The sequence below is a fragment of the Pedobacter sp. genome, assembly GCF_040513095.1.
GTDB lineage: Bacteria > Bacteroidota > Bacteroidia > Sphingobacteriales > Sphingobacteriaceae > Pedobacter.
Genome location: NZ_JBEVDX010000077.1, coordinates 51,586 through 69,324 on the forward strand (window position 1 = coordinate 51,586; position 17,739 = coordinate 69,324).

Below are 17,739 nucleotides of genomic sequence, written 5' to 3' on the forward strand. Positions count from 1 at the left end.
TCTTATTTTTTCCCCGTATTCATCCTGTTCTGACTTGGGCCGGATCCTGCTGCCGGCGTAGGCGATTTCACTTCAAAGAGCTTCACATTGCTCAACCTCAAACTTTTACGGTTTGAGATAAAGAATTCCAGCAACAGGAGCAGAAGCGCCAGGCCGAGGAAAAACTGAAAGCGGTCTTCATAATCCTTAAAGTTCCTCGAATCTACTGTTTTGCGCTGTACACCTGCAATCTGGTCCATCACTATACTCATGCCGCTATTGGCATTTGTGGCCCTTACATAAGCACCCTTTCCCGCTATGGCAACTTCCTTGCCCATCTCTTCATTCAGCTTGCTGAGCACCTGCTTACCAAGGCTGTCTGTATGAAAACCTATTTCTTTGCCGTTCTCATAAATTGGTATCGGCGCACCCTCCAGAGAACCAATCCCGATAACATTGATCATTACATCCTTATCGGCTGCACTTTTCGCTGCGGCCACTGCATCGTCCTCATGGTTTTCGCCATCCGTGATCACAATCATCGCCTTACCGGTACCGTTTTTAAAGTCAAATGAGCGCATGCCCAGATCGATAGCGGCACCTATGGCCGTCCCCTGTGTGGGAACCATGTCCGTAGTAATGGTATTTAAAAACAACTTGGCCGCCGAATAATCGGTGGTGATTGGCAACTGCACATAAGCTTCACCTGCAAAAACGATAATTCCTATACGGTCATTGTGCAGGTTGTCGATTAACTGGGCAATTGAGCGCTTCGCGTTTTCGAGCCTGTTGGGTGCAATATCCTGAGATAACATACTGTTGGATACATCCAGCAGGATCATCAGGTCTGCACTCTTCTGTTTCACCTCCTCCAGCCTGGAACCCATTCGCGGATCGGCAATACCAACCACCAGCAGCGCATAAGCAGTAACAAAGAGGATAAACTTAAGCCAGGGTCTTGAAAAAGATACCTCGGGGATGATCAGATCAACTACCTTCCTGTCCCCCAGCCGCGCTACAGCCTTCTTTTTCCAGCGGCTGACCGCAAAAAACAGTGCAATCAGCAAAGGAATAGCTGCAAGGCCCCACAAAAATTCTATATGTGCAAATTTAAGCATCTGATTATGTTAATGCCCCCTTCAGCAAAGTGTTTTTAAGTATAAACTCTGATAATAAAAGTACCACTGCGATTACCGCAAACGGCAGAAATACCTCAGTTTTTTTATGGTACTGTGTAACGTCGATCCTGGCTTTTTCCAGCTTATCGATCTGTTCGTAAATGCTTTTCAGTTTTTCATTGTCGGTAGCCCTGAAATATTTGCCTCCGGTAGTTCTGGCAATTTTAGTAAGGGTTCCTTCATCCACATCTACCGGCATATTCTGGTAACGCACACCCATAGGCGTCTGCACCGGGTATGGTGCATAACCGCGGGTGCCAATCCCTACTGTATAAACCCGTACATTAAACTGCTTTGCAATTTCTGCTGCAGTAACAGGTGGAATAGAGCCTGCATTGTTAGAGCCATCTGTTAGCAGAATAACCACTTTGCTTTTGGCTTCACTGTCTTTTAATCTGTTCACCGCGGTGGCCAGCCCCATCCCTATAGCCGTACCATCATCCACCATACCATTTTTAACCGCAGAAAACACATTGATCAGTACATCATGATCAATCGTCAGCGGGCATTGGGTAAAAGCTTCGCCGCTAAAAACAACCAGGCCAATCCTGTCATCAGGGCGGTCCTTGATAAAATCTATTGCTATGTTTTTTCCGGCTTCGAGCCTGTTTGGTTTAAAATCCTCTGCAAGCATACTTCCGGAGATATCGGAAGCGATCACAATATCAATTCCCTGTGTGGTTGAGTTTTGCCAGCTCAGTGCGGATTGCGGTCTTGCCAGCGCAACGATCAGTGCCAGCAAAGCGAGCGACCGCAGGATGATGCCCAGATGGCGCAAGCGGGGAATAATACTTTTACCCGGAAGGGAGAAGCCTTTCAGCGCAGATACACTCAGACTTCCCTGCAGTTTCTGTTCCCTCCAGATATAGTAAGCCACAGTTACCGGAATGAGCAGCAGCAACCAGAAAAAACCCGGATTTGCAAATTCTATTCCCTTAAACACCCTCACCTCCTGTTTTTCGATCGTTATTTAACTCAGCACCTGCGGTGTTACTATCGCTCAGCTTATCTTTTTCAGGAAGTTCCGTTGCAGCAGTAACCAGTTTTCGGGTACCTGCTACAAACAACATTGCATCTTCAATACTTCGCTCATTTTCAATTGCCAATGGCTTTTCCTTCGCAAATTTTACCAGGTCGGCCAGCGTCAAAAGCTGATGGAGTGTATTTCTGCTTTCTGCATTAATATCCGCGTATTTTAAACCTGCCAGAATTTCCTCAGTAGTTTTTTCATGAGTTTTGATTGCATACCTCTTCTCAAGATATTCGCGCAGCACATCAGTCAGTTCACTATAATATTCTTTAACCAGCTGCTGCTGCCATAATTTTTTGTCCTTCAGTGCTGTCAGCTGGTTTAAAGCAATCTCATGGGCCGGCAAAGCAGGTACAATTACTTCTTTTACAGGCTGAGTTTTTTTGCGTTTAAGCCAGTAATACACCGCAGCTGCGATCAGTAGTAAACCTAATAACGGGAACAGCAGCAGCTGCCAGTTGTCCCTGAGCCAGTCTGTAAAGGTATAAGATACCGCCAGGGGTTGTTTGATATCAAAAATTGCTTTGGTTGTATCCACTTTTACCGACTGCACAACCAGCTTCAGTTCATCTGTCCTGATTGCTCCAGCCCTGCCGGTAAATATAAATGAGGGGATCGTATAGCTGCCTGCATCAAAGCCCGTAACCACAAAACTTTTTGTTACTGTGATCTTTTCAGGATCGTTCTGGTCACGGATCGTATCTTGTGCGCTTGTGCTTATAACCTGTAATTTACCAGCCAGTGTATCCGCCAGTGCGGGGAAATTAAACTGCTCCTTTGCCTGCTGATAAACAGTCAGGTGCAACCTGGTCTGATCACCTATCCGGATGGCCGACTGGTCGAGCTTTGCAATTGCCCTGGTATCCTGCGCAGCAGCCTTCATAAAAAAGCAAGACATGCACACTCCTAAAACCAGGATATATTTAATGAAATTCTTGGTCATATCCTCTGTTAACGTTTGCGTTCCCGCTTTTTAAATAAGGTTCTCAATGGCGTAATATAAGACTCATGTGTGCCGATTGAAGTAAAATCTACCCCCGATTTACTAAAAACATCCTTCAGCAGGGCATTTCTTTTCAGCGCATCCGCCTTAAAAGCCGCTCTCACATTTTTATCACCCGTATTTACCCAGGATAAAAGTCCGGATTCTTCATCCTTCACCGGGATCAGCCCGAGGTCAGGAAATTCCTCTTCGGATTTATCATAAAGCCGCAGGGCAATCACATCGTGTTTTTTATTGGCCAGTTTAAGCTGTTGCTCAAAAGCCGGGCTCATAAAATCTGAAAGGATGAAGGCTGTACATTTTTTCTTGATGGCGCTGGTAAAATAGCGCAGCGCTTCAGCTACATCGGTACCTTTACTCTCCGGTTTAAAATCAATCAGTTCCCTGATGATCATCAGGATATGGCTGCGTCCCTTTTTCGGCGGGATAAATTTTTCAATCCTGTCACTAAAGAAGATCACGCCAACCTTATCATTGTTCTGTATAGCGGAGAAAGCAAGTACAGCACATAATTCTGTAGCAAGATCCTGTTTCTGCTGGTTTTGTGTACCAAAGTTTTCGGAACCGCTCACGTCCATGAGCAGCATCACAGTGAGCTCCCGTTCTTCATCAAACACCTTCACGTAGGGATGATTAAAACGTGCTGTTACGTTCCAGTCGATCGTTCTGATTTCATCGCCCGGCTGGTACTCCCGCACCTCGTTAAAAGCCATACCCCTCCCCTTAAAAGCAGAGTGGTACTCACCCGAAAACAGGTGATTGCTCAGCCCGCGGGTTTTAATCTCGATCTTCCGTACTTTCTTTAATAGCTCTTTGGTGTCTCTTGCCATTTTTGTTTACAGTAATGCCGGGTTAAGGTACTTCTACTGCATTTAAGATCCCAGTAATGATATCTTCGGTAGTCATATTTTCAGCCTCAGCCTCGTATGTTAAACCTATACGGTGCCTCAGAACATCATGGCAGATTGCCCGAACATCCTCAGGAATCACATAACCCCTGCGTTTGATAAAAGCATAGGCTTTTGAAGCAAGGGCCAGGTTGATACTTGCCCTTGGCGAAGCACCGAAACTGATCAGGTTTTTATAGTTGACGAGTTTATACTGATCCGGGAAACGCGTTGCAAAAACTATATCAATGATATACTGCTCGATCTTTTCATCCATATAAACCTCTTTCACTACTTTACGTGCCCTGATAATATCATCAGGATGTACAATAGCATTTGGTTTTAACATGCCGCCGGGGGCGATATTTGCCCTCACGATTCTCTTTTCATCCTCTTTTGTAGGATACCCTATCACCACCTTGAGCATAAAACGATCCACCTGGGCTTCGGGCAGCGGATAAGTTCCTTCCTGTTCGATAGGATTCTGGGTAGCCAGCACCAGGAATGGTGTAGGCAATGGAAAAGTCTCCTCGCCGATAGTCACCTGTCTCTCCTGCATGGCTTCAAGCAAAGCGCTCTGTACCTTTGCAGGGGCACGGTTGATCTCATCGGCAAGAATAAAGTTCGAAAATAAGGGGCCCTTTCTGACAACGAACTCCTCCTTTTTCTGGTTGTAGATCATCGTTCCGATCACATCCGCAGGCAGCAAGTCCGGCGTAAACTGGATCCGGCTGAAATCGGCCTGGATAGCTTTGGACAATGTATTGATCGCCAGCGTTTTTGCCAGTCCGGGAACCCCTTCAAGCAAAATATGGCCGTCGGCCAGTAAACCGATCAGCAAACGTTCAACCATATATTTCTGTCCAACGATCACCTTGTCCATCTCCATTTTCAAAAGATCAACAAAGGCACTTTCACGCTGAATCATTTCATTGACAGCCCTTATATCCGTTGAGTACGATGAATTAGCAGCCATAGCATCAGCCGGCTGATGCTCCGTATTACTCTTTAATTCTTCCATTAATCCTTTAATTTTTTAGCTAGGCAAACATAAACAGTATATCCATTTTTCACCAGAAAAATATCAGATATAATTGTTAAAAAGTGTTAAAATTTGTCTCATCCTCCCCTCCTGATTGGCACTTCTGCACCGCAGCAATCTGTTACCGGCGTAATATATTTATCAAACCTAAAAAATCTTGTATGAGTTCAACAAACAAAAACACCAAAATCCTTTACTGGGTCAGCACGGGTATTGTAGCTGCATTTATTTTACCGGGGGTCCTTTACATTGGCAGTAAAATGGCGCTGGAGGGCACTGCACACCTGGGCCTCCCCCTATGGTTCCACTATGAACTGAGCATCGGCAAGCCGATCGGGGCCATCATCCTCATCCTGCCAATCTTTTCAAAGATGATAAAAGAATGGGCCTACGTAGCCCTGGGTATCGATTTTATCTCTGCTACCATTGCACATCTCGCAGTTGACGGTTTAACATCAATGTGGTATTTTCCGCTGGTTTTCTTTGGAATCCTGATTGTTTCATATGTTACCTACCATAAATTACAGGATCAAACAGCTGTCTGATAAATTTTTGCATTTCCGGGGAGTAAATTCTTATATTTAAAACAAAAACCAAATATTTATTAAGTATGACAGAATCTACTCCTACAATTGTGGCCGTTGTAACCGAGACCGCCAATCCAGCTCCACTAGGCCTTTGTGCATTTGGCATGACCACCGTTCTGCTGAACATCCACAATGCCGGTTTTTTTGAGATGAACTCGATGATCCTGGCCATGGGCATCTTTTACGGCGGATTAGCACAGGTGATCGCAGGGATTATCGAAGCAAAAAAGAACAATACATTTGGCCTCACTGCTTTTACCTCATACGGATTCTTCTGGCTCTCGCTCGTAGGCCTGCTCGTAATGCCTAAACTTGGCTGGGCTGCTCCAACGACTGCCGGAGCCATGGCTGCGTATCTGAGCATCTGGGGCGTTTTCACATTCCTGCTGTTCTTCGGTACACTCAGATTAAACCGCGCACTGCAGTTTGTTTTTGGCTCCCTGACCATCCTGTTCTTTTTATTGGTTGCAGGGAAAGTTACAGGCAATCCTGCGATTGAACATTTAGCCGGATATGAAGGAATAATCTGTGGAGCATCAGCAATTTATACAGGCATCGCCAATGTGCTGAATGAAGTGTATGGAAGGGTTGTTTTACCTATCGGCCCGGTTAAAAGTGCTTAGCAGAAAACTGCCCGGGCTGCCTTAAAAAAGAGAACGATGACACCGGACAAGTCAAAACCTAAAAACATTGATGAATATATTGCTGCTTTCCCAAAGGCAACTCAGGAACTGCTTGAGCTCATGAGAAAAACCATCGGGGAAGCAGCTCCGGAAGCCGAAGAAACAATCAGCTATCAGATCCCTACATTTAAACTGAAAGGTAACCTGGTACATTTCGCAGGTTATGAGCGCCACATCGGTTTTTATCCGGGCTCCGGCAGCACCATTGCTTTTAGGGAAGAGCTGTCCGGGTATAAAAGCGGAAAAGGCTCTGTGCAGTTTCCTATCGGCAAACCGATACCGCTCGAACTGGTGACGAAAATTGTGAAGTTCCGGATACAGGAGAACCTGGATAAAGCTGCTCAGCGCGCTTCAAAATAATGGCAGAACTTATTAGGCGTCCCACCATTTCAATGGAAATTCCAGCTTATCAACGGAACCTACAATCAGGTCTGGTTTGAACGCGTATTTACCCAAACGTTCTTTGCTTGCAATGCCCGAAAGCACCAGAACGGTTTTGTATCCCATTTGCACTCCACCCTGGATATCAGTCTCCATAGTATCGCCAATTACAGTTGTACCCGCTGTTTCCAGTCCCAGGAACTTCCTTGCGGAACGCATCATCACCGGGCTCGGCTTGCCGATAACAAAAGCTTTAACACCACTTGCCTCTTCAATCATCGCTGTAGTGGCAGCAATTCCAAGGTTGTTCCATCCTGGTTTTTTTGGGGATGGGTCCCTGTTGGTGGTAATGAATTTCGCACCTGCCAGGATCATGTCTACTGCTCGCTGCACCATCTCCAGTGTAAAGTTTCTGCCTTCGCCCAGTACCACAAATTCCGGATCGGTATCAACCAGGGTAATCCCGTTTTCATGTAAGCTGGTCAGCAAGCCGCCCTCGCCCAGAACATAAGCAGTTCCGCTATGTCCCTGATCACCCAGGAATTTCCCGGTCGCCATTGCGCTGGTATATACGTGTTCTTTGGTTACCTCAATGCCCAGCCGCTTCAGTTTCCTGGTTACTTCCAGGCTTGTACGCTGGCTATTATTGGTCATAAAAGCAAAAGGAATATCCTGCCTGATCAGATTAGCAATAAAAGTATCAGCACCCTGGATCAGTGTTTCGCCGTTATAGATTACACCGTCCATATCTATCAAAAGTCCCTGTTGCATAAAAAAAATTAATTGTATGATTTATGCACGAATATAACCGTTGTAGCGATCTTTTCATGAAGAAAGAAATTTATTGTTCCTGCGGTGCTTTTTCCTGCCCCACCAGATATAAAACCCGGTAACCGGCAAACTGGCACAAACCAGACTCCCAAAAAAATAGAGGATTTTAGTGGGCAGTCCGCCAATCTCTCCAACATGCAAACCATAGTTCGATCGCCTGATCCAGTTACTGAATTCCAGATCTTTTAGTTTTTGCGCAGATCCCGGCAGCTCCTTCAATGTATACTGATCGAGGTAAACATCTCTCCAGGTCCCCCTGTACATGTCCGTACACAGGTAGATAGGGTCAGACGCTTTCTCCGGGAACTTTATGATAATATTCTTCTGGTTATGCTCCGAAATCTGCTGAAAGCCTTTACGCCAGGCTTTATCTACCTGCAGCATCACATCCGACTGTGGATTGGCGCTGGTATCAGATACAGATTTAACCCGCGGCTGGCTCTCTCCACCGGCCAGCCAGAATACGCTGTTATTGATCCATGAAAAACTCATGATTAATCCCGTTAAGGCAAATAAAAGCGCCAGCAGCAGCATGTAAAAACCAAGCACGTTATGCAGATCATAATTGAGCCGTTTAAATTTCGCCTTCCATTTGATCTTAAAACTTTGCTGCTGCGCCTTCTTATTCCATTTCCCTGGCCACCACAAGATTAACCCGCTAATGCTCAGGAGAAAAAACACCAGTGTAGACCAGCCTACAACCTGATGTCCTATTTTATCGGGCAGCCACAGATACAAATGCCCGTCATCGATAAAGTCAAAGAAATCCTCCCTCAGGGCAACCGCCAGGATACCAGCAGTGTAAGGGTTCACATAAACTACGGAATCGGAAGCATCCAGACTCACATGGGCAGAATATCCTTCTCCATGATACCATACGGAAGAAACTTTCTTCTCAGGGATAGCCCTCCCAACAGCACGGTAAATAACCGAAGGAGCAACCATCCCGCCCCCGGCAGGTTTTTCTGCACGAAACCAGGGCCTGCTCAGCTGCTTGATTTCCTGTTCAAATACAAGGATGCATCCGGTGATGCCCAATATCAAAACAACAATTCCGGAAGCAATTCCTAGCCATAAATGAAACCATGCGTTAATTTTGCCAAAAGACCATTTATTAATTTTTCTTACAGACATTTTTAAGGGGTTTCCTATTTTAACTTTTCTATCCTCAGGATGTAGTCAATTCCACCCGTAAATTCGGCACCCTTGGTCAGCTGGTCCGTAGCAGGATCATACTGCCAGATATAATCCCTGTCGGCAGCATTCACCATGATAAAAGCTTTGCCATCTTCAACGATCACGGCATTGACCATGCGTTCACCTTTGTCCGCCGGAAGGTCAAGTTTTTTAATCACCGTACCTGTTCTCACATCCACTACGGTAAAATAATGTTCTGCATCAATAGATTGTCCCGCAATACGCGATCTGACAATAGCCCTTCCATTTCCAATGTACCACATTGCAGGGGCTTTTTCATTGTTGACTGCGGCAGAGTAATTGAAGAAATATGTAGGATCAATTTCTGTGCTGCCATTTTTGATGCGGTACATTACCGAAGGCGAAGTATAATCGTAACTATATGTAGGGTCAGTAACAAAATAAAGGTCATTGTTCTCATCTACAAACGACATTGGTGCATACACATTTGGCCCTCCCGCGCCACTGCTCCTCACATCTTCTGTGGTTTTCTCCACTTTCATACCAGGATAATCGATCACCGAAACAAAGGTCTTCCTGTATACAGGCATATTCGGATAAACTGAAAAATCATCAGAGCCTACGCCATAACCGAGATACAGTTTATTGCCCCTGTACTGTGCAAAACCGATATTGTATACCGAGAAACCCGCAGGAATAGCCGCTAGGCTGAGCTTACCAGTAGTAATCGTCATTTTGTCGGTTTTGATCACTGCATAACGTGCCTCACCATTGCCATCGCCAAATATAATCAGGGTATTCTCATCTGCCCAGGCATAAGCGCTCCAGTTTAACCAGGTAAAGGGAATCTCTTTATCGATCAGCAAAGCCCCGTTTTCTACATGGTATTTACCAAGACGGCCGCTGCCAAAATTAGCATGGTAGTAGAAACCATCTCTCTGGATCACATCCTGGGCGTAAACTTTACCCGTCATCTCTGCGCCGTTTCCTTTGATACTGATCGTACCACTGGTTAGCGAGGGTACACCCGCGATATAATAAGCAGTATTCGGCCAGCTGCCGACACATAGGATTGCCGAATACCCGGTACCCTCTTCTACCGTACCTGTATTTCTTTTTTCGCATCCGCTTACTGACAGCAGCACGAGGATAACCAGGAGTGAATTTGCAGCGTAATTGTATATTTTAGTCATCTTAATTTATATAAATGTGATCATTAAGCTCCTCAAACGAGGATTTACCTGGAATAGTTTACTGTATGAAGTACCTGAATTTGACTGAAGCAGATCTGCCCGGTTTCTGTAGCCTGAAATTGTCGTAGGCAAGGTTGTCCGTCAGGTTCCTGCACTCAGCAGAAATATTGTATTTGCCTTTGGCCATAGAATAACTTAGTGAGGCATTGTGCACATATTGCGTAGGCACATCAGATTTTCCGTTTGCATTTCCGTAAGCTTCCCAGGTCACATAGAACCATTGTACATATTGCGTAAACCAGTTGAACTGCAGCCGTGTGTCTTTGCCAAGCACATTGTCTTTACCGATGCTAAAATCAAGGTTCCCGAAAAGCCATGGCTGGTTAGGGATTTTATTCATATAGGTTGCTTCATCGTTTACCGATCCTTCCTGTACAAATCTGGTTGTATTAATTGCATTCTGATAAGTACCGTTTATACTGAAAGAAAGCAGGTTGGCATAGTTATACCTCAGCTCAGCTTCAAGTCCCGTTACGCGAACATTCGATTTATTATCATTCTTCAGCAATTTTGAACGCTGATCCGGAACTACAAAAATAAAGTCTTTGGCGTTGCGGTAAAATCCGGACGCTTCTATAAAGAAAACATGTTTATCCAGTTTGAGGTTGTAATAGGCACCCAGATTGAAATTCTCGCTGCGCTCAGGTTTCAGGTCAGGATTAGCCTGCAGGTTTAAACCGTCCCCAAACATTTCTTCGGCTTCCTGTAAGCGGTAGGCATGTTCATAAGAAGCCTTAACTCCAAACTGAGGGAAGATCTTATAACGCGAAGCGATTCCATAGCCATAGTTGCTGAAAGTGGTATCACGCAAAGTATTTACATTGTCTACAAGCTTGCTTCTTTCCAGTCCGAGGTTATAATATTTTACAAAGGCGGTATTCACCAGTTTCTGATCAAAAAGATCCTGCTGATAGGCAAATCCCAGGATACGTTTGTTCAGCAGTCCGGGCATGTCATCATGATCGGTCAGCAGTTCATTATAAGTCTGGTTCCTCAGGTGATCAATCGTATAGTTCAGGTTCAGTGAATGTTCTTTGTTGATCACATAGCTTAGGTTACCCATAGCATAAGTCCGCGGCCTCATAATTTTTGCTACCGTTTTTATACCGCCCATTTCAGAATACCCCTTGGTAGTCCATGAACCGTCCCAGTAATACTGACGGAACAGGGTATCTGTAGTTGTATAGGTATCCTTGGATCTTGCAGCAAATACACTCAGGTTCAGGCCCTGGGTAAAAAGATTATCCTTTTTATAGCGCACTGACCCGTTCAGGGCCTTGCTTTTTCTTTGCACGCGCCCGTAAACAATACTCTGGTCAAAACCTGTCTGCAAATCCTGGCGGCCTTCGTTATACCCGAAACCTGCAAAAAGCACGTCTGCATATTTTTTGTTTGTAACCCCTGCTTCTATCTGCCCCATGGCCGACTTATAATGGTCATGAAAACGCTTCACATCGGTAGTCGTAAAGTTGGCTCCGTTGAGATCTGTAATCTCATTGCCAACCCTTGTTCCGCCTTCCAGAATCTCTACATCCTTCATTTTGTAATTGTTGTCAGAGTAATTGAAAAAGGAGCTTGCTTTGAGGGTTAGTCCGGTTTTTTTATCGACAAACTGACCGGTAAGTGCTGAGCGGCTGGTATTGAATGATCCATAGCTTGAACTTACATCCAGGTAATTGCTTACTTTCTGGTTTGTGACCACATTTACTGCACCGCCCATCGCGTCAGCACCAAGCTGCACAGGCACAACACCCTTGTACACTTCCATCCGTTCTGCAAGGTTAACCGGGATGTTGTTCAGTGACATTGCACTACCCAGTACTTCAAGAGGGATCCCATCTATAAAGAATTTTACCTGTTTACCGGATAAACCGTTAATGGAGAACTTAAAATCTGATCCCAGTCCACCCTGCTCACGGATCCTGATCCCTGTTGTCCTGTTCAGGATCTGGTTGAGATCGGATGTGGTATTGGCGAATTTCTTTGTATCAACGGCATTCACCGAGAAATTGGATTCTTTAATCTCCTGGGTTTTTGTCTTGCCGCTGATAGCCACATCGTTCAGCTGCTGCTGGTCTTTTTTGACAGCAACATCAACCTGAAGTTTCTGATTGGCTTTCACAGTAATCACCCGCGATTCTGTATGATAGCCGAGGTAAGAAATTACCAGGGTATAAGAACCCGGGATCACCTTATCGAGTTCATAGTAACCGCGTTCGTTAGCGGTGGTACCGATTTTGGTACCTTTTAAAAGGACGGAAGCACCAGCCACCGCTTCGTTGCCGTCTTTAACCGTTCCGGAAACCGACGAAGTTTGAGCAAAAGAACAAAATGGAATAGCGCTTAGCAGAAATAGGAGTAATTTTTTTCTATATGACATTATTTTAATGTTGTGTATTTATACCGTAAGTAGCACAACTACACTTTTCCCGAAGCAGGAAAATAAAAAAATATCAGAAAAGCTTTAAAGCCCTTGATCAGCGGCGTTCAATACGTCCATTCTCAGGATAAAATCAGTATCCCCAGCGAGCTGCAGACCCTTTTTCAAACTACCTGTGCTGATGTTATACATCCAGATATAATTACCGGCAGCAGAAGAGTTCAGGGAAATATATGCGATACCATTTTTCACAATTACACATTCCCGCCGCGTGCCCTTATCCAGGGGCAGATCCAGTTTACGGACGGTTTTATGCTGCAGATCTGCCACATAAAACTCAAAATGTGCGGTACTGTAATGGTCGCCCAGTCCCTTAAACAGATCCTTGCGCTCAGCTCTTACAATCACCTGATGGCCGCCCAAACTCCACATGCCATAAGAGTGGTTGTGGATTGCAGCAGTGAGGTCAAAGAAATAATGTTTATCCGTTGCAGTTTCAGCCTTATTGATCCTGAAAATACCCGTAGGCAGATCCGGGCGGTTTCCCAGCGCAATACCCGGACAGGTCATAAAATAATAATCGCCCTGCGGGTCACTGAATGAATAAGACTGTACCGTATTGATTCCTCCCGGATAAGTAGACCGGGTTTCCTTGCTGGTCTGGAGGGCTTTCATCTCCGGATAACTCAGTACAGTCACATAAGTTGTATCGCTGGTAGTATAGTCAGAAGGACCAAAGTTTTCATGGTAAGTATACCCCATCAGCAACTGCTGCTGCCTTGGTTCCACAAAACCAATCGACATAGAACTGAATCTGCCCGAGGGAAGCGGAATAGCTACTGGCCCGCCTGACAGGATCTTCATTTGTGCTGTCTGCACCAACAAATATTTTACCTGGGAAAACTTACGGCCGTCAAGCCCGGTTAATAACAGGGTATCCTTTCCCAACCACTGGAAATTTTCTATAGAAAAATCCTTTACCTGAACCGCAGCAACTTCCTTCAGGACCTTGTTTATGACCTGATACTTGGAAAATGAGGCCTTTCTCCTGTTGAGGTGATAATAAAATCCGTTTTTCACAATATTATCCCTGTCCATCTCCCTGACATTGAGTTCAGCACCCTCTTTTTCAGGATAAAGCACACCACTGTCTAAGGTATTGGTTTGAATAATGTATTCTTTATTGTCCTTCCCCAGGATATACAAACTGTATTTTTCTGCCACACCGGATTTGTCGCTGCTGCAGGAGATACAGCATTTCAGTAAAAACAAAGAAAAACAAAGAAAGACAGCATTTTTTGCTGCTCGGTGTAAGGTAACTGCCATATCAGATATTGAACTCGGTAGTCACACGTTTCTGGATTACCGGGGGAAGATCCAGCAGGTTACGTTCATTGACAACGATAATTTTGTCCTTCCCTTTTTTATCTTTTAAGATGATGTAGGTCTGGCCCATTTTAAAACTTACTTTTTCCTTATCCCCATGAAAGATGAGCTCAACATCTTCCTTCGCTGAAATCATCAGGCTGCCCGAAAAGTCGATAAAACCTGTACGGTAGTTGATCTTTGCTGCAGTATTTGGGCCTACTGCAATATCATAACCATTGGAGTCCAGATACCTGACATCAAACGAAGAGGTATTGTCTACTGTAATCAGATGAGGCTGTAGCTGCGATGGAATCAGAAATAGCGAAATACCAATCAAACAAAAAACCAGAACTGCGGCAATGGATCTGTACCATAATGCATAGGAAACCATTTTTTTTCTGACTTCAGGTATTTCCGGATGCTGAGGCAATGACATTTCATCTGTCTCGGTAAATATGCCTGACAACCCGTTCCAGATTTCCTTTTGATGTTCCAGTTTATCTTCTCCATCAGGCAGCATCAGCTCATCCTCAGCATCCGCCGAAAACAGCCATTCCTCTACCCAGCCGCGTTCTGTGGCTGTACATTCATCCCTGTGATATCTTTCTATAAGTTCCTTACTGATCTTCATTACCTGTACGGCAGTTCTTATGGGTAAATGTATGTATTTTATATCTGCTGATAAATATAAGTAGCAGAAGCCCATATTTCCCGTAAGTCTTTAAAAAATTATATAGAATAATGACTGAGTTTTAATTTGAGCATAGACGTAGCTTTGGTGATATGATATTCAACCGCTCTCTCACTGATGAGCAGAATGGATGCAATTTCCTTATTGGCAAGCCCATCCTCCCTGCTCATCTTATACACCCTCTTACACTGACAGGGTAAAGTATCAACCAGGCCATTCACCTTTTCCTGCAGGCTGTTGTACAAAATCCGCTCTTCAGTACAATTTGAAGAAAAGCAATCGGTCTGTAACTTCAATCCAATATGCTTTTGGCGGCTTACCTTATTCCTGAGGTACTCAAAAGCTTTGAATTTTGCAGAACGGATCAGATAATGATCAATCTTATCCAGCTTCAGCGTTTCTCTCCGCTCCCACAATGACCTGAAAATGTCCTGAACCATACCTTTTGCTGGTTCTACCTCACGGATCTGGTTATAACAAACCGCATAAACTTTTTCCCAATAGAGATTATAAGCCGTCTCGAATGTTTCCTTATCGATACGGACCGGGTTGCTGAAAGAAACTGTATGCTCTTTATCGGACAAAACGGATTTATTATGGACAGCCCAAATATATTTATTTAGAATTAATATAAACAAATTATTCTTCAGCTATCCGCAAATGCGGGTTTTCAGCCCGCGGTTTTAGACAACCTGTACGCAGCGAGAAGATAATAGAATGCGCCAAAACCAGCATACCCGGCCAAACTTGCGATACCCATCGTAGGGTCATGAGCCAGGATGATAAAAGAGCTTCCTCCGATCATAGACTGTGCGCCACTGATAATCATTGGCCATTGTCCACCCAACTCACGGCGGCGGCGTATAGCAAGGATCAGCTGAATTGCACCGGTAAGAATGGCCCAGGCACCAAATACCATCAGCGCTTCTGGAACACCTTGTTTTAAGGCCAGTGCAACAGCTACCGTAGTAATGATACTGATAGCAATATTAATAAACTGAGGCGTTTTGGAAGCGGCATTGCCATTCGCCCTGATGTCCATAAAGGTTCCGATCACATCCCATAAAGGATAAATAATCAGCAGTACTGTTGCAATAGAGACAGAAGTCTTAGCAAAAATAGCCACCAGCACAACCCATACAATAGAAAAAGCGGCGCGTGTTAAATAAAGGTTACGCAACGCATGCGCAGTCTGCACAGGAGCAGAGATTTGGGGGTTTAAATTTGAGTTACTCATGATATAGGAGATTAAATGTTTCTTTTTGTTGAGACAAATCTGCACACTAAAATCATGGATAATATTAACCTTGGTTAAGATCAGCCAGAGGGCTAAAAAATAAGCCCTTATTTTTACTCGGGAAAGAGGAGTTAAGGCAAATATAGCAGATCTTCACAAATAAGATAAATAAAGTTTCTGCAAAGTTATTTTCAGAACAAAGCCCCAGTGTAATTTGTTATACACAACTGATTGAATATTATGAAAAACAGAAATCTACTCCTTCTGGCAGCGATCGTTGTTTTTATGCTTAATGCCTGCAGTACCAAGCCAACACCAGCAATGGATGCCGGCACGCTGTCAGCAGACAGCCTGCCGGCAGACCATTCAGATACAGCAATTAAAGATCCACTGGATACAGCCTCAAATACCGTCACACGATTTGCCCTGACAGCCTGGGCAGATAATATGACACAAATGACATTAGGAGCAGTAGCCCAGCAAAATGCTAAAAACCCAAGGGTTAAATTATTTGGCAGCATGATGGTTAAACAACATACAAAAGCAAATAAGAATCTTGTCAGTTTAGCCGGGATCCACCACATCCGGGTCCCCTTAAAAATACCGGCCAGAATCAGATCTCAGATCCATGAGATAAGCAGGCTGAAAGGCGAAGAATTTGACAGGAGTTATATGTTGCTCATGACAGACCATCATCAGAAAGATATTGATCTGTTTGAGAAAACTGCAAGGCATTTACGGGACACTACTTTTAAGGCCTATATCGGTAAGACTATTCCAGTGCTCAGGCTACAGCTGGATTCTGCAAAAGCCATAAAAAATGAACTCTGAGAAATCAGCGAAATCAAAACATTTTAAGAGAAATAACCTTATAAGATACAGACAAAATTATAAACCAATTCCGATGAAAAAATTAACGGGCCTCACCCTGCCTGCATTGATAGTCTTTGCATTACAGGCTTGTTCACTGCCAAAGTATGATGCCGGCAGTTACTCTCCCAGCTCAAACACCGGGGTATCTACCTCATCAACAGACCCCGTAAATTCCCGGCCTACAGATGGCACCACCTTTACAGGAGCCACCCCCACCGGAGGCAATAGCGGCACATCTCCCAGTTCTGCAGGAATGCCCTCTATGGGAACCGCAAACTCTACATCCAGCGGTATCTCCGGAGACGACCTCGAAGCAGCAGCTACAAAAAGAGAAAACACAAGTTTTATCAGCCAGGCTGCATCAGCTGAAATGAATGCAATAGCACTCAGTCAGCTGGCCAGCAAAAACTCAAAAAATGATGCTGTGAAAAAGCTGGCAGAAATGCTGCTGAATGATTATCAAAAAGCACAGGACGAGCTGAAAACGATCGCTTCAGACAAAGGGATTGCAATACGGGAAAACACCGGTACGACCAGCTATAACAAACTTTCAGCTACAGCTGAGAAAGATTTTGATCAGGCCTACTTAAAAACAACATTATTGGAACATCAGAAAGTTTTAAGCCTCTTCAAACAGGCATCACAATTCTCAGATCCTGTCATTAAAGCTTACGCCGCGAAATATTTACCCGGATTGAAGACCCAACAGAAACAAATAGCAGCAATCAACAAAACAATTTATGAGTAACCTGAATTTTACTCATAAATATTGAAGAATTTTGTAGATTTTGTTAAAATAATGACCGATATTCATAAATAATTAGCAATCCTGATTATTTGATAAAATTTCGGTCTCATGTATAACTATGTCGGCATTTCTGATGACAAGCTTGGCCTGCTCTTGAAAAATGGCGACCACCAGGCCTTTACGGAAATCTATAACAGACATAGTCCGGCCCTGCTACTCCACGCCATTCAGAGATTACATGATGAAGATGACGCCAAGGATGTGGTTCATGAGATTTTTTTCTCCCTCTGGAACAAAAGAGACGAACTGGTGATCAGAACAAATCTCAAAGGATACCTGCATATCGCCATGCAAAACAAAGTGCTTGACAGGATCAGCCATGAAAAGGTCAGGACACAATATGCAAATTCACTGCAGGAATTCCTGGATC

At 44.3% G+C, this 17,739-nt stretch carries 19 protein-coding genes; 6 read left to right on the forward strand and 13 right to left on the reverse strand.

The window, feature by feature from the left end; translation table 11 throughout:
• Window positions 1-2: 2 nt before the first annotated feature.
• The 5 genes from ABWY16_RS09595 to ABWY16_RS09615 are packed head-to-tail and all read right to left on the reverse strand — an operon-like array spanning window position 3 to window position 5,098.
• Window positions 3-1,097 carry a vWA domain-containing protein gene (locus ABWY16_RS09595; protein ID WP_353904429.1) on the reverse strand — a complete coding sequence of 365 codons (1,095 nt, stop codon included), beginning with the start codon at window positions 1,095-1,097 and terminating at the stop codon, window positions 3-5.
• A 4-nt stretch (window positions 1,098-1,101) separates the two neighbouring features.
• Window positions 1,102-2,100 carry a vWA domain-containing protein gene (locus ABWY16_RS09600; RefSeq protein WP_353904430.1) on the reverse strand — a complete coding sequence of 333 codons (999 nt, stop codon included), beginning with the start codon at window positions 2,098-2,100 and terminating at the stop codon, window positions 1,102-1,104.
• The gene (locus ABWY16_RS09605) at window positions 2,093-3,130 is read right to left on the reverse strand and encodes a BatD family protein (RefSeq protein ID WP_353904431.1); all 1,038 of its coding nucleotides are present in this window, start codon (window positions 3,128-3,130) and stop codon (window positions 2,093-2,095) included. Before ABWY16_RS09605 ends, ABWY16_RS09600 begins: the two co-directional genes overlap by 8 nt.
• A gap of 8 nt (window positions 3,131-3,138) precedes the next feature.
• A complete protein-coding gene (locus tag ABWY16_RS09610) occupies window positions 3,139-4,020 on the reverse strand; it encodes a DUF58 domain-containing protein (RefSeq protein WP_353904432.1) in 882 nt (293 codons plus the stop codon).
• 22 nt (window positions 4,021-4,042) lie between these two features.
• Window positions 4,043-5,098, reverse strand: coding sequence for an AAA family ATPase (locus tag ABWY16_RS09615; RefSeq protein ID WP_502930990.1), 1,056 nt, complete (start codon window positions 5,096-5,098; stop codon window positions 4,043-4,045).
• A 182-nt stretch (window positions 5,099-5,280) separates the two neighbouring features.
• Here ABWY16_RS09615 and ABWY16_RS09620 point away from each other — a divergent pair, with 182 nt between their 5' ends.
• From ABWY16_RS09620 to ABWY16_RS09630, 3 genes are all read left to right on the forward strand, one after another.
• A complete protein-coding gene (locus tag ABWY16_RS09620; RefSeq protein ID WP_353904433.1) occupies window positions 5,281-5,664 on the forward strand; it encodes a DoxX family protein in 384 nt (127 codons plus the stop codon).
• A gap of 65 nt (window positions 5,665-5,729) precedes the next feature.
• Entirely contained in the window at window positions 5,730-6,329 is a 600-nt protein-coding gene (locus tag ABWY16_RS09625) for an acetate uptake transporter (protein WP_353904434.1), read from the forward strand.
• Window positions 6,330-6,365: 36 nt separating this feature from the next.
• On the forward strand, window positions 6,366-6,749 hold the full coding sequence (locus ABWY16_RS09630; protein WP_353904435.1) for an iron chaperone: 384 nt from the start codon (window positions 6,366-6,368) through the stop codon (window positions 6,747-6,749).
• A gap of 12 nt (window positions 6,750-6,761) precedes the next feature.
• Here the strand turns inward: ABWY16_RS09630 and ABWY16_RS09635 are convergent, their stop codons facing one another.
• The 8 genes from ABWY16_RS09635 to ABWY16_RS09670 form a co-directional block, all read right to left on the reverse strand.
• On the reverse strand, window positions 6,762-7,541 hold the full coding sequence (locus ABWY16_RS09635; protein WP_353904436.1) for an HAD-IIA family hydrolase: 780 nt from the start codon (window positions 7,539-7,541) through the stop codon (window positions 6,762-6,764).
• A gap of 54 nt (window positions 7,542-7,595) precedes the next feature.
• Window positions 7,596-8,735 (reverse strand): PepSY-associated TM helix domain-containing protein, encoded by a 1,140-nt coding sequence (locus ABWY16_RS09640; protein WP_353904437.1) that lies wholly within the window; start codon window positions 8,733-8,735, stop codon window positions 7,596-7,598.
• Window positions 8,736-8,749: 14 nt separating this feature from the next.
• Window positions 8,750-9,952: a DUF4374 domain-containing protein gene (locus ABWY16_RS09645; RefSeq protein ID WP_353904438.1), complete on the reverse strand. Its 1,203-nt coding sequence runs from the start codon at window positions 9,950-9,952 to the stop codon at window positions 8,750-8,752.
• Window positions 9,953-10,010: 58 nt separating this feature from the next.
• The gene (locus tag ABWY16_RS09650; protein ID WP_353904439.1) at window positions 10,011-12,392 is read right to left on the reverse strand and encodes a TonB-dependent receptor; all 2,382 of its coding nucleotides are present in this window, start codon (window positions 12,390-12,392) and stop codon (window positions 10,011-10,013) included.
• A gap of 84 nt (window positions 12,393-12,476) precedes the next feature.
• Complete coding sequence (locus ABWY16_RS09655; RefSeq protein WP_353904440.1) at window positions 12,477-13,718, reverse strand: DUF4374 domain-containing protein; 1,242 nt, start codon at window positions 13,716-13,718, stop codon at window positions 12,477-12,479.
• A 1-nt stretch (window position 13,719) separates the two neighbouring features.
• Window positions 13,720-14,391 (reverse strand): hypothetical protein, encoded by a 672-nt coding sequence (locus ABWY16_RS09660; RefSeq protein ID WP_353904441.1) that lies wholly within the window; start codon window positions 14,389-14,391, stop codon window positions 13,720-13,722.
• 98 nt (window positions 14,392-14,489) lie between these two features.
• Window positions 14,490-15,035: a sigma-70 family RNA polymerase sigma factor gene (locus tag ABWY16_RS09665; RefSeq protein WP_353904442.1), complete on the reverse strand. Its 546-nt coding sequence runs from the start codon at window positions 15,033-15,035 to the stop codon at window positions 14,490-14,492.
• Between the two features lie 86 nt (window positions 15,036-15,121).
• Window positions 15,122-15,688 (reverse strand): DUF308 domain-containing protein, encoded by a 567-nt coding sequence (locus ABWY16_RS09670; RefSeq protein ID WP_353904443.1) that lies wholly within the window; start codon window positions 15,686-15,688, stop codon window positions 15,122-15,124.
• 240 nt (window positions 15,689-15,928) lie between these two features.
• Here ABWY16_RS09670 and ABWY16_RS09675 point away from each other — a divergent pair, with 240 nt between their 5' ends.
• From ABWY16_RS09675 to ABWY16_RS09685, 3 genes are all read left to right on the forward strand, one after another.
• Window positions 15,929-16,519: a DUF4142 domain-containing protein gene (locus tag ABWY16_RS09675; protein ID WP_353904444.1), complete on the forward strand. Its 591-nt coding sequence runs from the start codon at window positions 15,929-15,931 to the stop codon at window positions 16,517-16,519.
• A 73-nt stretch (window positions 16,520-16,592) separates the two neighbouring features.
• A complete protein-coding gene (locus ABWY16_RS09680) occupies window positions 16,593-17,309 on the forward strand; it encodes a DUF4142 domain-containing protein (protein WP_353904445.1) in 717 nt (238 codons plus the stop codon).
• A 108-nt stretch (window positions 17,310-17,417) separates the two neighbouring features.
• Window positions 17,418-17,739, forward strand: a 322-nt coding sequence (locus ABWY16_RS09685) for a sigma factor (RefSeq protein WP_353904446.1), incomplete at its 3' end; no start/stop codon positions are given.

What these genes read in the sequence shown, in the direction of transcription:
- ABWY16_RS09595 (WP_353904429.1), bottom strand. Translation starts at nt 1,097, where the DNA reads ATGCTTAAATTTGCACATATAGAATTTTTGTGGGGCCTTGCAGCTATT.
- ABWY16_RS09605 (WP_353904431.1), bottom strand. Translation starts at nt 3,130, where the DNA reads ATGACCAAGAATTTCATTAAATATATCCTGGTTTTAGGAGTGTGCATG.
- ABWY16_RS09610 (WP_353904432.1), bottom strand. Translation starts at nt 4,020, where the DNA reads ATGGCAAGAGACACCAAAGAGCTATTAAAGAAAGTACGGAAGATCGAG.
- ABWY16_RS09615 (WP_502930990.1), bottom strand. Translation starts at nt 5,098, where the DNA reads ATGGAAGAATTAAAGAGTAATACGGAGCATCAGCCGGCTGATGCTATG.
- ABWY16_RS09620 (WP_353904433.1), top strand. Translation starts at nt 5,281, where the DNA reads ATGAGTTCAACAAACAAAAACACCAAAATCCTTTACTGGGTCAGCACG.
- ABWY16_RS09625 (WP_353904434.1), top strand. Translation starts at nt 5,730, where the DNA reads ATGACAGAATCTACTCCTACAATTGTGGCCGTTGTAACCGAGACCGCC.
- ABWY16_RS09630 (WP_353904435.1), top strand. Translation starts at nt 6,366, where the DNA reads ATGACACCGGACAAGTCAAAACCTAAAAACATTGATGAATATATTGCT.
- ABWY16_RS09635 (WP_353904436.1), bottom strand. Translation starts at nt 7,541, where the DNA reads ATGCAACAGGGACTTTTGATAGATATGGACGGTGTAATCTATAACGGC.
- ABWY16_RS09640 (WP_353904437.1), bottom strand. Translation starts at nt 8,735, where the DNA reads ATGTCTGTAAGAAAAATTAATAAATGGTCTTTTGGCAAAATTAACGCA.
- ABWY16_RS09645 (WP_353904438.1), bottom strand. Translation starts at nt 9,952, where the DNA reads ATGACTAAAATATACAATTACGCTGCAAATTCACTCCTGGTTATCCTC.
- ABWY16_RS09650 (WP_353904439.1), bottom strand. Translation starts at nt 12,392, where the DNA reads ATGTCATATAGAAAAAAATTACTCCTATTTCTGCTAAGCGCTATTCCA.
- ABWY16_RS09655 (WP_353904440.1), bottom strand. Translation starts at nt 13,718, where the DNA reads ATGGCAGTTACCTTACACCGAGCAGCAAAAAATGCTGTCTTTCTTTGT.
- ABWY16_RS09660 (WP_353904441.1), bottom strand. Translation starts at nt 14,391, where the DNA reads ATGAAGATCAGTAAGGAACTTATAGAAAGATATCACAGGGATGAATGT.
- ABWY16_RS09670 (WP_353904443.1), bottom strand. Translation starts at nt 15,688, where the DNA reads ATGAGTAACTCAAATTTAAACCCCCAAATCTCTGCTCCTGTGCAGACT.
- ABWY16_RS09675 (WP_353904444.1), top strand. Translation starts at nt 15,929, where the DNA reads ATGAAAAACAGAAATCTACTCCTTCTGGCAGCGATCGTTGTTTTTATG.
- ABWY16_RS09680 (WP_353904445.1), top strand. Translation starts at nt 16,593, where the DNA reads ATGAAAAAATTAACGGGCCTCACCCTGCCTGCATTGATAGTCTTTGCA.